Here is a 12,455-nt window from a genome sequence, read left to right on the forward strand (position 1 = left end):
GAGCATGAGCAGGGGCGTGATGCCGACGGGCACGTTGGCCTGCTGGTCGAAGAGCTGGAAGATCGCGAGGCGGGAGCCGATGGAGTCCCAGCCGAGCACGGACCAGCCGGAGCCCTGGATGCCGGTGGCGGTGGCGGTGAAGTGGGCCTGGAACGCGGCGAAGGAGCCGAACTGGTCGGTGATGGCCGCGGCGAGCTCGCCGTCGGGCTCTCCGCCGCCGGTGGGGGAGAGGTTGTTCCAGAACACGGTGTGGTTGGTGTGGCCGCCGAGGTTGAACGCGAGGTTCTTCTCGTGCAGGTTCACGGCGGCGAGGTCGCCGGACTCGCGGGCCTCGGCGAGCTTGTCCAGGGCCGTGTTGGCGCCGGCCACGTAGGCGGCGTGGTGCTTGTCGTGGTGCAGCTCCATGATCTTGCCGCTGATGTGCGGCTCCAGGGCGCTGTAGTCGTAGGGCAGGTCAGGAAGCGTGTAGACAGCCATGCTGAGTTACCTCCGGTTGCTTGCCGCACGTCGTAGCCGGCGTGCGGTGGGACGTCGTCGAGCGCTGGACGACCGGTCGGGCTCACCGGCCGGGGATGACGACGGCCCGCGCACCACCCCGAGCGATCGGGAAAGAGGTGCGCGGGCCACCGTTCCAGCCTGCAGGAGACTCAGTGCTCCCGCTCGACGGTTCCAGACCCCGAGACCAGCTCGGGGGTGTCGTGGGCCGGCTCGAGCTCGTCGTGCTCGCCGTGCGCATGCGCCGCGGCCAGCTCGGCCGGGGTCACCGGCTCCACTCGGTCCTCGTAGAAGAACCGCGACAGCTTCTGCCAGCGCCGGTCCTCCTTGTAGCCCTTGCGCTTGACGCCACGAGCGTCCGTCGCAGGCTCGATCTCTAGCGGGCGGTGCGGGTCGTAGTTCACACGGAGCCAGCGCTCCTGGTCGTCGAGCGGGCGGTGGACCTCGATGTACTCGCCGTTCGCGAACCTCACGATGCGACCCGTCTCGTGACCGTGCAGCACGAGCTCGCGATCCTTGCGCTGCAGGCCGATGCAGATCCGCTTCGTGATCCAGAAGGCGAAGACCGGGCCGACGAAGAACAGCACGCGGAAGACCCAGGTGATCGTGTTGATCGACAGGGAGAACTGCGTGGCGATCAGGTCGTTCGAGCCGGCGAGCGCCAGGATGACGAACGCCGTGAGGAACGCGACGCCGAGGCCGGTGCGGGTGGGCACGTTGCGGGGCCGGTCGAGCACGTGGTGCTCGCGGTGGTCGCCGGTCACCTTCGCCTCCACGAAGGGATACACGAACAGGAACGTGAACAACAGGCCCGGGATGATGACCGCCGGGACGAGGATGTTCAGCGAGAGCGTGTAGTCGCCCCACGTGACGATCTCGGCCTGACCTGGCATGAGGCGCAGCGATCCCTCGAGGAACAGCATGTACCAGTCAGGTTGAGCGCCTGCTGAGACGGGGGAGGGGTCGTACGGCCCGTAGTTCCAGACGTTGTTGATCGCCATCGTGCCGCCCATCAGGGCCAGCACGCCGAAGATGATGAAGAAGTTGCCGCCCATCTTCGTGGCGAACGCCGGGACCGCGGGGTAGCCGACGACGTTGTTGTCGGTGCGGCCGCCGCCCGGGTACTGGGTGTGCTTGTTCAGCACCATGAGGAACAGGTGCACGCCGATGAGCGCCAGGATCAACGCAGGCACCAGCAGGATGTGCACCGTGAACAGGCGCGGAATGATGTGCTCGCCCGGGAACTCGCCGCCGAAGACGAAGTACGACAGGTACGACCCGATGATCGGGATCGACTTGATGACGCCGTCGGTGATGCGCAGGCCGTTGCCGGAGAGCACGTCGTCCGGCAGCGAGTAGCCGGAGAAGCCGGCGAGGAGGCTCAGGATCAGCAGCGTGGTGCCCACGAGCCAGTTCAGCTCGCGCGGCTTGCGGAACGCGCCGGTGAAGAACACGCGCATCATGTGCACCACGATGCCGGCGACGAAGATCAGCGCCGACCAGTGGTGGATCTGCCGCATCAGCAGGCCACCGCGCACCTCGAACGACATGTCGAGCGTCGACGAGAAAGCCACGGACATCAGCTGGCCGTCCATGGTGACCGGCGGACCGTGGTACGTGGTCAGCGCCATCGACGGGTCGAAGAACATCGCCAGGAAGACGCCGGAGATGAGCAGCACGACGAACGAGAACAGCGCGATCTCGCCGAGCATGAAGGACCAGTGATCGGGGAAGACCTTGCGGACGAGCTGCTTCGCGAGCACGCCGATCTTGGTCCGCTGGTCGAGGAAGTCGGCGGTCTTGCCGATCGCGGTCGTCGGCTCCGCCGCTGCAGTGGGGGGAGTGGTCGTCGTGCTCACTTCAGGCGCTCCCAGTAGCTCGGACCGATGGGCTCGTTGAAGTCGTCCTCAGCTACAAGATACCCCTCGTCGTCGACGGTGATGGGCAGCTGCGGCAGTGGGCGCTTGGCCGGACCGAAGACCACCTTCGCACCGTCCGCGACGTCGAACGTCGACTGGTGGCACGGGCACAGCAGGTGGTGCGTCTGCTGTTCGTAGAGGGCGACCGGGCACCCGACGTGGGTGCAGACCTTCGAGTAGGCGACGATCCCGTCGTACGACGCGCCCTCGCGCTGGTCGCGCTTGAGGTCGCGCGGGTCGAGGCGCACGAGCAGCACGATGGCCTTGGCCTTCTCGGTGATCCACTCGTGCGACTCGCGCTCCTCGGCGGACACGTCGGGCATGACCTGCGCCACGGAGCCGACGGTGAGGTCGGAGGCCTTGATCGGGCGGCCGGACGGGTCGTAGGCGAGCCGGCGGCCGTTCTTCCAGATCGTGTACCGGAAGCTGCCGACGTCCCAGTTGCCGCCGACGCTCGAGACGAGCGGCACGGCGATGGTCAGCGGGAACAGGGCGAGCGCGGACACGACCGCGCCCTTGAGCATGGGGCGCCGGGCGATCCCGGAGTCCTCGAGCCCGTCCTTGAACTGGGTGGCGACGACCCCGCGGACCTCGTCCGAGCTGCTGCTCGGGTGCCGCTCCTCGACGTACTCCTTGCTGGACATCAGCGTCTTGGCCCAGTGCACGGCTGCAAAGCCGATGCCGAACAGGGAGACGGCGAGGGCGACGCCGAGCAGCACGGTCGAGGTGCGCACGCCGGGCGTGGTGCCGTCCGGCCGCACGGCGAAGTAGGCGACCAGTGAGGCGATGGTGCCGAGGCAGGAGATCGCGAACAGCAGGACGACGATCCGTTCGCTGCGCTTCGCGGCCTTGGGGTCGATGTCCGCCAGGCGGTGCTTGTGCGGGGGGACCCCGGGGTCGGCGAAGTGGTCGGTCTGCGCGACCGTCCCGTTGCCGTCGTGCTGGGTCACGTCCTGGGACGGGCCCTGGGGGTTCTGGTTCTCGCTCACGAGGACTTTGCTCCGATCCACACCGCGGCGCCGATGATCAGCCCGATGCCGATGATCCAGGCCCACAGGCCCTCACTGACAGGGCCGAGCGAACCGAGGGCGAGGCCGCCGGCCGAGCCCTCGTCCTGCACGTCGAGGAACGCGATGATGTCGCGCTTCTCGTCGGGGGCGATGTTGGCGTCGTTGAACACCGGCATCGACTGCGGGCCGGTGAGCATGGCCTGGAAGACGTTGCGGCTCGACGTGTCGAACAACGGCGGCGCGAACTTGCCCTCCGAGAGGGCACCGCCGGCGCCGACGGCGTTGTGGCACATCGCGCAGTTGGTGCGGAACAGGGCCATACCGTTGGCGGGGTCACCCAGGCTCCCGTCGACCTGCACGTCGGTGGGGATGGCCGGCCCGGCGCCGAGGGACGCGACGTACGCGGCGAGCGCGGCGGTCTGCTCCTCATTCATCTGCGGGGGCTTGGCCTCGGCCTGGGGGCCGTCCATCTGCATGGGCATACGGCCCGTGGAGACCTGGAAGTCGACCGCGGCCGCGCCCACGCCGATCAGCGAGGGAGCCTGGGAGGTGCCCTCGGCGTTCTTGCCGTGGCAGGTGGCGCAGTTGGCCTGGAAGAGCTTCTTCCCGGTCTCGATATCCGCGGTGCTGGCGGTGTCGGCCTGGGCAGGGCTCGGGGCCAGGGCGGCGTAGACGCCGCCCGTGACCAGCAGCGCCAGCAGCAGCAGCACGACCGGGGCCAGCCGGTGGTGCCTGCGGGCGGCGAGTGCCTTCACGAAATGATCCTCGTCTCGCAGATCGAAGGTGCAGGGTCTGAGGCCGGCTCCGACGCCGGCTGGGGGTTCATTGCAACAGGTAGATGACCGCGAAGAGCGCGATCCACACCACGTCGACGAAGTGCCAGTAGTAGGACGTGACGATCGCGGTGGTCGCCTCGTGGTGGCCGAAGTTTCGGGCGGCGAACGAACGGCCCAGCAGGAACAGGAAGGCGAAGAGCCCGCCCAGGACGTGCAGACCGTGGAAGCCGGTGGTCAGGTAGAAGACCGACCCGTAGGCGCTCGAGGAGATCGTCAGGCCGTTGTGCACGAGCTCGGTGTACTCGAAGATCTGGCCGCCGATGAAGAAGGCGCCCATCAGGTAGGTGAGCGTCATCCACTCGTTCATGCCCCACCGGTTGACCTGCAGGATGGAACCGGTGCGCGCCGGCTTGAACCGCTCGGCGGCCCACACACCCATCTGGCACGTCACCGAAGACAGCACCAGCACAGTGGTGTTGATCGCGGAGAGGACGACGGTGAGCTTTTCGGCCTCGGCGGCCCACTCGGCCTCGGGCATCACCGAGCGCACGGTGAAATACATCGCGAAGAGGCCCGCGAAGAACATCAGCTCGCTCGCGAGCCAGACGATCGTCCCGACCGACACGGGGTTCGGACGGTTGACGCTCACGTGCTGGTGGGCATGGGGGGCAGCAGCCGTTGCGGTCGACACGTGAGCCATTATGGCCGATATAGCGCCGCTTCGAGCCACTCGGGCGGGCGCTTCCCGAACACCATGTCCACAGGATCTGCGGAAACTCGCCACTCTGCCGCTACGAGATGACGCATTCAGGGAGAGTGCCAGTAAAAGACCACGTTTGGCGGCTGACCGAGGTGACGCAGGTGTGCCACGATGCCAGCAAACATCGACGTCCGAGGGCCGCGCGGTCGCAACGGGCGTCCTGTCCGTGCCCGAAGCCGTGCACGTCCTTGAAGGGAAGCCTCGATGACGGAACAGACGACCCAGCGCCCGACCAGCCCGGCCCCGGGGGGCAGGAACCCGCGGGTGCTGCTGTACAGCGATGACCGGACGGTCCGCGAGCAGGTGCGGACCGCCGTCGGCCCGCGGCTGCGGGCCCACGCACCCGAGATCGCGTGGGCCGAGGTCGCGACGGCCGCCGCGCTCGTCGCCGCGGCGGACCGCGGAGGCTGGGACCTGCTGGTGCTCGACGGCGAGACGGACAAGGCCGGCGGCATGGGTCTGTGCCGGCAGCTCAAGAACGAGGTGTACCGCTGCCCGCCCGTCGTGGTCCTCACCGGCAGGCCGGACGACGGGTGGCTAGCATCGTGGTCGCTCGCCGACGCCGTGGTGGCACGGCCGCTCGACGCCATCGAGCTGCAGCGCACCGTGGCCGGCCTCCTGACCGCAGCCGCCTGACCCGCCGACCGGGGCGACACGTCCCCGTCGGCGGGTGCTCGGCACCGACCGAAGGGACCACCGTGGCCACCACCGACCCGGCCTCCGAACCCACCTGGCCCGGCATCCTCACCGAGCTGGTCGGCGGGCGCGACCTGACCTCCCGGGAGACGGCGTGGGCCATGGACGAGGTGATGTCGGGCGAGGTGCCGCCGACCCGGCTCGCGGGCTTCCTCGTCGGGCTGCGGGCCAAGGGGGAGACCGCCGCGGAGCTGACCGGGCTGGCGGACGCGATGCTCGCGCACGCCACGCGGATCGAGGTCCCCGGCCGGACGGTGGACATCGTCGGGACGGGTGGCGACCGTCACCGCACGGTGAACGTGTCGACCATGGCCGCGGTCGTTCTCGCGGGGACCGGCCTGCGGGTCGTCAAGCACGGCAACCGGGCCGCGTCCTCCTCGTCCGGCTCGGCCGACGTGCTCGAGGCGCTGGGGGTCCGGCTGGACCAGGAACCGGGACGGGTCGCGGCCCTGGCCCGTGAGGTGGGCATCACCTTCTGCTTCGCGGGGCTCTTCCACCCCTCGATGCGGCACGCCGCGGTGGCGCGGCGCGACCTCGCGATCGCGACCGCCTTCAACTTCCTCGGCCCGCTCACCAACCCGGCGCAGCCCGGGTCGACGGCCGTGGGGTGCGCGGACGCGCGGATGGCCCCCCTGATGGCGGGGGTGTTCGCGGCGCGGGGTATCGACGCACTGGTGTTCCGCGGCGACGACGGGCTCGACGAGCTCGCCGCCACCGGCGGCGCCACCGTGTGGGAGGTGCGCGAGGGCCGGGTGCGTGAGGAGCGGCTCGACGCGGCGGAGGAGCTCGGGCTGCGCCGGATCGAGGTGGCCGACCTGCGGGGGGCCGACGCGGAGCACAACGCGGGCGTGGCGCGCGCCGTGCTCGACGGCACGGACCAAGGGGCGGTGCGGGAGACCGTGCTGCTCAACGCCGCGGCCGCGGTCGTGGCGGACGGGAGCCTGCCGGGGACGGCGTCGGGGTCGCTCGCGGAGCGGCTCGCCGCTGGACTCGGGCACGCGGCCCGCAGCGTGGACGACGGCGCCGCGGCGGAGGTGCTGGAGCGCTGGGTGGCCGCGACGCGGGCCTGACAGGTGCCGGTCGTCCGTGCCGGGCGTCGAGGTCAGTCGTCGAGGCCGAGGGCGAACGCCTGCTCGAGGTCCACGTGGGAGTAGGTGCGGAAGGCGATGAGCGTCTCGGTGTGGACCACGCCGGGGATCTTGCTGATCCCGTCGGCGATGACGTCGGCCAGCTCCTCGTGCTCGCGCACCCGCACCATGGCGACCAGGTCGGCCTTGCCGGTGACGGAGTAGACCTCGCTGATCCCCTTGAGGTCGGTGACCTGGGTGGCGACCTCGGGGATCTGGTCGGCCTCGGTGTCGATGAGCACGATCGCGGTCAGCATGCGGTCATCGTAGCCACGCTGCCCGCGACCGTGCCTGCGACAGTCGACGAGACCGTCGAGAGGTCGACGTGCGCGGCGGCCGAGCGCACCGGGCACGTCCACGGGCCGCTCACGTGCACGAGGCGTACGCCGGGCTGCTCGAGCCACGCGATCACGAGCGCCGCCTCCTCAGGGTGGCAGGCCGGCGCCGGGGGCACCGCCGGGGGCACGTCCTCCGCCGTCGCCCGCAGCGCGTCGACCACGGGCAGGGGGTCCTCGTCCGGCCCGGTGACCGCCGTCGCTGCCAGGCGTGCGTGCTTCACGACGACGAGCTCCCACCCGCCCGCGGCCGTGGGGAGCGCCGCGACCAGCTCGGCGCACCGCGCGACCGGGTCGAGGCGCTGGGCGCGCGCCGCGCCCTGCACGAAGGCGCGGAGCCGATGCGTCACCCGCCCGGCCTCCTCGAACCGCTCCTGCGCCGCGAGCCGGCCGACCCGCGCCGCGAGGGCGTCGACGACGACGGAGGGGTCCGACGTCAGCGCCGAGCGGGCCATGGCCGCGACGTCGTCGTACGACGTGTCCGCGTCCTCCGTGGCGACGCAGGGCGCCGAGCACCGCCCCATCCCCGCCAGCGCGCACGGGCTGCCGGCGGTCCGCGTCACCCGAGGCAGGCGGGCGGTGCACTGCCGCAGCGGGAGTGCGTCGTGCAGCGCCTCGACCGCGGCGAGTGCGGCCTGTCGTGACGGGTACGGGCCGATGTGCGGCGTGCCGGCGCGCACGTCGCGCACGACGGACAGCCGCGGGTAGGCCTCGTCGGTGAGGCGGACCCAGGACTGGCGCTCGGGATGCTTGGAACGTCGGTTGTAGCGCGGCGCGTGCTCGGCGATGAGGCGCAGCTCGCGCACCTGGGCCTCGAGCGGCGTGGCGCACACGACCGGCGTGACGGCGTGGGCGATCCGTACCATCTCGGTGATGCGGCCGCGCTTCTCGGCGGCGGTGAAGTACGACCGCACGCGCTTGCGGAGGTTCGTCGAGGTGCCGACGTACAGCACCTCGTCGCCTGGCCCGCGGAACAGGTAGACGCCGGGCGCCTCGGGGAGCCCGTCGGCGAGGGTGCGCTTGCGCCGCACGTCCGGGGGCACCGGGTCGGCCGCGGTGGCGAGGTCCTCCAGGTGCGTGATGCCCAGGGGCGCCAGCCGCTCGAACAGGGCGTGGAGCACGTCGACCGTTGCGCGGGCGTCGGCGAGCGCGCGGTGGTCGGGTGTGACCCGGGCGCGGAAGAGCGCCGCCAGGGTCGACAGCTTGTGGTTCCGGGCCTCCTCCCGCGTGACGACCCGTCGCGCCAGCGGGACGGTGTCGACCACGCGGAACCCGGGCCACTCGTACCCCAGGCGTTCGCATGCGGCCCGGAGGAAGCCGACGTCGAACGGCGCGTTGTGCGCCACCAGCACGGCGTCCCGGGCGAACTCGAGGAAGCTCGGGAGCACGAGCTCGATCGACGGGGCCGTGGCCACCATCGAGGTCGTGATGCCGGTGAGGCGGGCGACGAACGCCGGGACCGCGTGGCCGGGGTTCACGAGCGACTGCAGCTCGCCGAGCACCTCGCCACCGCGGACCTTCACCGCGCCGATCTCGGTGATGCCGCCGTCCGCCGTCCGGCCGCCCGTGGTCTCGAGGTCGACGACGACGAACGTGACGTCCCGCAGCGGGGTGCCGAGGTCCTCGAAGGACGGCTGGACGGAGGTGGTGCTCGGCATGTCCCGCAACCTAGTCACGGGGTACGACAACGACGAGAACGCTCAACCAGCGCTCGGTCAGCTCGCGGACTTCTGCCGGGTGTCCACGTAGAGATCGTCGATCTCGGCCGCGAAGTCCTTGACGAAGATGTGCCGGCGGACGCTCTGCTTGGGCGTGAGGTAGCCGTTCTCGACCGTGAGGTCGCCCGGCAGCACCGCGAACTTGCGGATCGACTCCGCCTTCGACACGGCCTGGTTGGCCCGGGTGACGGCCGCGTCGATCGCCGCGAGCACGTCCGGGTCGGTGGCCGCCTGATCGGGCGTCAGCTCCGGCTTGCCGTGCATCTTGAGCCAGCCGGGCAGGCCCTCGGCGTCGAGGGTGATCAGGGCACCGATGAACGGGCGGTTGTCGCCGACGACCACGCACTGGCTCACCAGGGCGTGCGCACGGATGCGGTCCTCGAGCATCGCCGGTGCGACGTTCTTGCCGCCCGCCGTCACGATGATCTCCTTCTTACGACCCGTGATGGTGAGGAACCCGTCGTCGTCGAGGGCGCCGAGGTCGCCGGTGCGGAACCAACCTTCCTCGAAGGCCTCCGTGGTGGCCTCGTGGTTGTTGTGGTAGCCGCGGAAGACCTGGAGCCCGCGCAGCAGCACCTCGCCGTCCGCGGCGATCTTCGCGCTGCACCCGGGCAGCTGGAGGCCGACCGACCCGATCTTGGTGGCCTGGGGGCGGTTCACGCTGGTGGGGGCCGTGGACTCGGTAAGGCCGTAGCCCTCGAGGATCGTGAGGCCGAGCCCGCGGAAGAAATGGCCGAGACGTTCGCCCAGGGGGCCGCCGCCTGAGACGGCGTACTGCGCCTGCCCGCCCAGCACGGCACGCAGCTTGGTGTACACGAGGGCGTCCGCGACCTTGTGCTGCAGCCGCAGCCAGGGCGACGGCCCGCCCGCGGTGTCCAGGGCGCGGGAGTAGGCGATCGCCGTCGCGGCCGCCCAGTGGAAGATCTTCAGCTTGCCGCCGGAGGCGGCGCTCTGCTCGGCGGCGTTGTAGATCTTCTCGAAGACGCGCGGCACCGCGAGGATGTACGTCGGGCGGAACGCGCCGAGTCCCGCGGTGACGGTCTTGAGGTCGGACCAGTGGCCAAGCACGGTGCCGCTCGCGATCGCGAGGATCTCGATGTACCGGGCGAAGACGTGGGCCAGGGGGAGGAAGAGCAGGGTGCGCCCGCCGTCCTTGAAGACCTCGGGGGCCGCCGCGACGCCGTTGACCGCGAGCAGGGCGAGGTTGCCGTGGGTGATCTCGGCGCCCTTGGGGGTGCCGGTGGTGCCCGAGGTGTAGATGAGCGTCGCCACGTCGGCGAGGTCCGCCAGGCCGCGGCGGCGCGCGATCTCCTCGTCGGGGACCTCCGCACCGGCGGCGGTCAGGGCGGCGATGGCCCCGTCGTCGAGCCTGAGCACCTCCCGCAGCGCCGGGGCACGGTCGGAGACCTCGGCGACCGTCGCAGCCAGGCCGGAGTCCTCGACGACGAGGACCGTGATCGCCGAGTCGGTGAGGATCCACTCCACCTGCTCGGCGGCGGACGTCTCGTAGATCGGCACGGGCACGGCGCCGGCCGCCCACGCCGCGAAGTCGAGCAGCGTCCACTCATAGCTCGTGTGTGCCATGATCCCGACCGGGTCGCTCGGCTGCACGCCCTTCGCCACGAGGCCCTTCGCGACGGCCACCACCTCGGCGTCGAACTGGGCCCCGGAGACCGTCTCCCAGCCGTCGCCGGCGGGGCGCTCGGCAAGGGCGGCACGCGGGTCCCTCGCCACGCGGGTGGCGAGGAGATCGTTGAGGTTCGACGTCGCAGGCAGCTCGACCGCCTGCGGGGTGGTGATCTCGTCCATGCTGACTCCATCGTCCATGCTCAGTGCATTGGCCAAGGGGCTCGTTCCCCGGCCGTCACGATACCGGGTCTCAGGAGAGATCTGGGACACGGTTCGGTGACGGTCGCGCGTCGCACCTCCATGGTCCTGATGGCTATTCTGGTCCATGCGCGCACCGCGCGCTCCCGTCCTGCGAGGGCGACCGGGGAGATGCGCCGTGCGGACGGGGCGTCCTGACACAGAACGCGAGGTTCCTGCATGCACGCCATCGGAGTCGACATCGGCGGCACCAAGATCGCCGTCGGCGTGGTGGACGAGGCGGGCAGGATCCTGGCGAAGGTCCGGCGCGAGACCGTCGCAGACGACGTCGCGAGCATCGACCACGCGATCGCCGACGCGTGCGCCGAGCTGGCCAAGGAGCACGAGGTCGGCGCCATCGGCCTCGCCGCGGCCGGCTTCGTCAGCCCCGACCGCCGTTCGGTGCTCTTCGCCCCGAACATCGCGTGGCGCGAGTACCCGCTCGCCGAGCGGATCGAGGGGCTCCTCGACCTCGACGTCCCGGTCGTGGTGGAGAACGACGCCAACGCCGCCGGCTGGGCCGAGTTCCGGTTCGGCGCGGCCCGCGACGCGACCGACATGCTCATGCTCACGGTGGGCACCGGGCTCGGCGGCGCGATCGTCGTGGACCGCGAGCTGGTGCGCGGCAAGTGGGGCGTGGCCGCCGAGGTCGGGCACATGCGCGTGGTGCCCGGCGGGCACTACTGCGGCTGTGGGCACGAGGGCTGCTGGGAGCAGTACGCGTCGGGCACGGCGCTCGTGCGGGACGCCAAGCAGGCCGCGATCGCCCAGCCGGTGCGCGCCGCCCGGCTGCTGGAGCTCGCCGGCGGCGATGTCGACGACATCGAGGGGCCGCACGTCACGCAGGCGGCGCAGGACGGCGACGGGCTCGCGCTCGAGCTGCTCGCCACGCTGGGCCGGTGGATCGGCGAGGGGTCGGCGTCTGTCGCCGCCCTGCTCGACCCGGAGCTCTTCGTGATCGGCGGCGGCGTGGGCGCGGCGGGGGACCACCTCCTGCTCCCCATGCGCAAGGCGTACGAGGCGCAGCTCTCCGCGCTGGGGCACCGCCCGGTGGCCCAGATCGAGCTGGCCGAGCACGGCAACGAGGCCGGCATCATCGGCGCCGCGGAACTCGCACGCAGCTGATCCGCGTCCGGTCGTGGTGCCGGACGCCGCGCCGGCCGTCAGGGACGGGTCAGACGACGGCCCCCGTGCCGTGGTCGTCGGGGTCGCGGCGGTGCGGCATACGCCAGAGCAGCACCCCGAGCCCGGCGAGGAAGAGCCCGCCGGCCACCGGCCCTGACCAGGCGGGCAGGAGGAGCCCGGGTACCGCGGCGCGCACGACGACGGACACCACCGTGAGCAGCGGGATCCCGATCACGAGGGCCCACGCGAGGGTCAACACGGGGTCGCGGGAGAGCACCGGCTCGGGCTCCGGCGGCGTGAAATGAGACTCCGTTTCATCCAGGGCCTCGACCTCGGGCGTGGTGGGCCAGTCTCGTGGGCCGGTCCCCACGGCGGGCGGCGCGGTGCTCGAGCGCTGGTCCGAGGCGTCGACCGAACCGTCGGCGACCGAACCGTCGGCGCCGAACGCCGTGGTGGTGGCCTCGCCCGTGGCGTCGTCCCGTGCCGAGGGCCCGTCCAGCGAGCCGAGCTGCGCGACGATGTCCGCCCAGCGCGCCTCGACGGCGTCGTCCGGCAGGTCGTCGTCCGGCAGGTCCGGTTCGGCGTCCGGGTTCGGTGCGGGCATGGGTTCACTCTATTGTCGTGGGCG

Annotated in this window: 12 protein-coding genes; 3 read left to right on the top strand and 9 right to left on the bottom strand. The window is 71.3% G+C overall.

What is annotated here, in order from left to right; all coding sequences use genetic code 11:
• The 5 genes from AC1C2W_RS06170 to ctaE all read right to left on the bottom strand — a co-directional run.
• A partial coding sequence (locus tag AC1C2W_RS06170) for a superoxide dismutase (protein WP_495412651.1) occupies positions 1-477 on the bottom strand: 477 nt, incomplete at its 3' end.
• 170 nt (positions 478-647) lie between these two features.
• Positions 648-2,354, bottom strand: coding sequence for a cytochrome bc1 complex cytochrome b subunit (gene qcrB, locus AC1C2W_RS06175; RefSeq protein ID WP_495390996.1), 1,707 nt, complete (start codon positions 2,352-2,354; stop codon positions 648-650).
• Complete coding sequence (gene qcrA, locus AC1C2W_RS06180) at positions 2,351-3,403, bottom strand: cytochrome bc1 complex Rieske iron-sulfur subunit (RefSeq protein WP_495390995.1); 1,053 nt, start codon at positions 3,401-3,403, stop codon at positions 2,351-2,353. The genes qcrB and qcrA overlap by 4 nt, the downstream gene beginning before the upstream one ends.
• A complete protein-coding gene (qcrC, locus tag AC1C2W_RS06185; RefSeq protein ID WP_495390994.1) occupies positions 3,400-4,179 on the bottom strand; it encodes a cytochrome bc1 complex diheme cytochrome c subunit in 780 nt (259 codons plus the stop codon). The genes qcrA and qcrC overlap by 4 nt, the downstream gene beginning before the upstream one ends.
• Before the next feature lie 67 nt (positions 4,180-4,246).
• The gene (gene ctaE / locus AC1C2W_RS06190; protein ID WP_495412652.1) at positions 4,247-4,900 is read right to left on the bottom strand and encodes an aa3-type cytochrome oxidase subunit III; all 654 of its coding nucleotides are present in this window, start codon (positions 4,898-4,900) and stop codon (positions 4,247-4,249) included.
• Positions 4,901-5,164: 264 nt separating this feature from the next.
• On the opposite strand from ctaE, the gene AC1C2W_RS06195 reads away from it, so the two are divergent.
• Complete coding sequence (locus tag AC1C2W_RS06195; RefSeq protein ID WP_495390992.1) at positions 5,165-5,596, top strand: response regulator; 432 nt, start codon at positions 5,165-5,167, stop codon at positions 5,594-5,596.
• Between the two features lie 62 nt (positions 5,597-5,658).
• Complete coding sequence (trpD, locus tag AC1C2W_RS06200) at positions 5,659-6,726, top strand: anthranilate phosphoribosyltransferase (RefSeq protein WP_495390991.1); 1,068 nt, start codon at positions 5,659-5,661, stop codon at positions 6,724-6,726.
• A 32-nt stretch (positions 6,727-6,758) separates the two neighbouring features.
• Here trpD and AC1C2W_RS06205 read toward each other — a convergent pair whose 3' ends face one another.
• From AC1C2W_RS06205 to AC1C2W_RS06215, 3 genes are read right to left on the bottom strand one after another with little or no spacing between them, the layout of a single operon-like run.
• The gene (locus AC1C2W_RS06205) at positions 6,759-7,040 is read right to left on the bottom strand and encodes an Lrp/AsnC family transcriptional regulator (RefSeq protein ID WP_495390990.1); all 282 of its coding nucleotides are present in this window, start codon (positions 7,038-7,040) and stop codon (positions 6,759-6,761) included.
• Entirely contained in the window at positions 7,034-8,776 is a 1,743-nt protein-coding gene (locus AC1C2W_RS06210; protein WP_495390989.1) for a DEDD exonuclease domain-containing protein, read from the bottom strand. The genes AC1C2W_RS06205 and AC1C2W_RS06210 overlap by 7 nt, the downstream gene beginning before the upstream one ends.
• A 57-nt stretch (positions 8,777-8,833) precedes the next feature.
• Positions 8,834-10,645 (bottom strand): AMP-dependent synthetase/ligase, encoded by a 1,812-nt coding sequence (locus AC1C2W_RS06215; protein ID WP_495390988.1) that lies wholly within the window; start codon positions 10,643-10,645, stop codon positions 8,834-8,836.
• A gap of 237 nt (positions 10,646-10,882) precedes the next feature.
• Between AC1C2W_RS06215 and AC1C2W_RS06220 the strand changes: the two genes are divergently transcribed.
• Complete coding sequence (locus AC1C2W_RS06220) at positions 10,883-11,827, top strand: ROK family glucokinase (RefSeq protein WP_495412653.1); 945 nt, start codon at positions 10,883-10,885, stop codon at positions 11,825-11,827.
• A gap of 49 nt (positions 11,828-11,876) precedes the next feature.
• Here the strand turns inward: AC1C2W_RS06220 and AC1C2W_RS06225 are convergent, their stop codons facing one another.
• A complete protein-coding gene (locus AC1C2W_RS06225) occupies positions 11,877-12,431 on the bottom strand; it encodes a hypothetical protein (protein ID WP_495390986.1) in 555 nt (184 codons plus the stop codon).
• Positions 12,432-12,455: the final 24 nt, after the last annotated feature.

It is taken from the genome of Isoptericola sp. Y581 (assembly GCF_059445475.1).

What these genes read in the sequence shown, in the direction of transcription:
- ctaE (WP_495412652.1), bottom strand. Translation starts at nt 4,900, where the DNA reads ATGGCTCACGTGTCGACCGCAACGGCTGCTGCCCCCCATGCCCACCAG.
- AC1C2W_RS06195 (WP_495390992.1), top strand. Translation starts at nt 5,165, where the DNA reads ATGACGGAACAGACGACCCAGCGCCCGACCAGCCCGGCCCCGGGGGGC.
- AC1C2W_RS06205 (WP_495390990.1), bottom strand. Translation starts at nt 7,040, where the DNA reads ATGCTGACCGCGATCGTGCTCATCGACACCGAGGCCGACCAGATCCCC.
- AC1C2W_RS06210 (WP_495390989.1), bottom strand. Translation starts at nt 8,776, where the DNA reads ATGCCGAGCACCACCTCCGTCCAGCCGTCCTTCGAGGACCTCGGCACC.
- AC1C2W_RS06215 (WP_495390988.1), bottom strand. Translation starts at nt 10,645, where the DNA reads ATGGACGAGATCACCACCCCGCAGGCGGTCGAGCTGCCTGCGACGTCG.
- AC1C2W_RS06220 (WP_495412653.1), top strand. Translation starts at nt 10,883, where the DNA reads ATGCACGCCATCGGAGTCGACATCGGCGGCACCAAGATCGCCGTCGGC.
- AC1C2W_RS06225 (WP_495390986.1), bottom strand. Translation starts at nt 12,431, where the DNA reads ATGCCCGCACCGAACCCGGACGCCGAACCGGACCTGCCGGACGACGAC.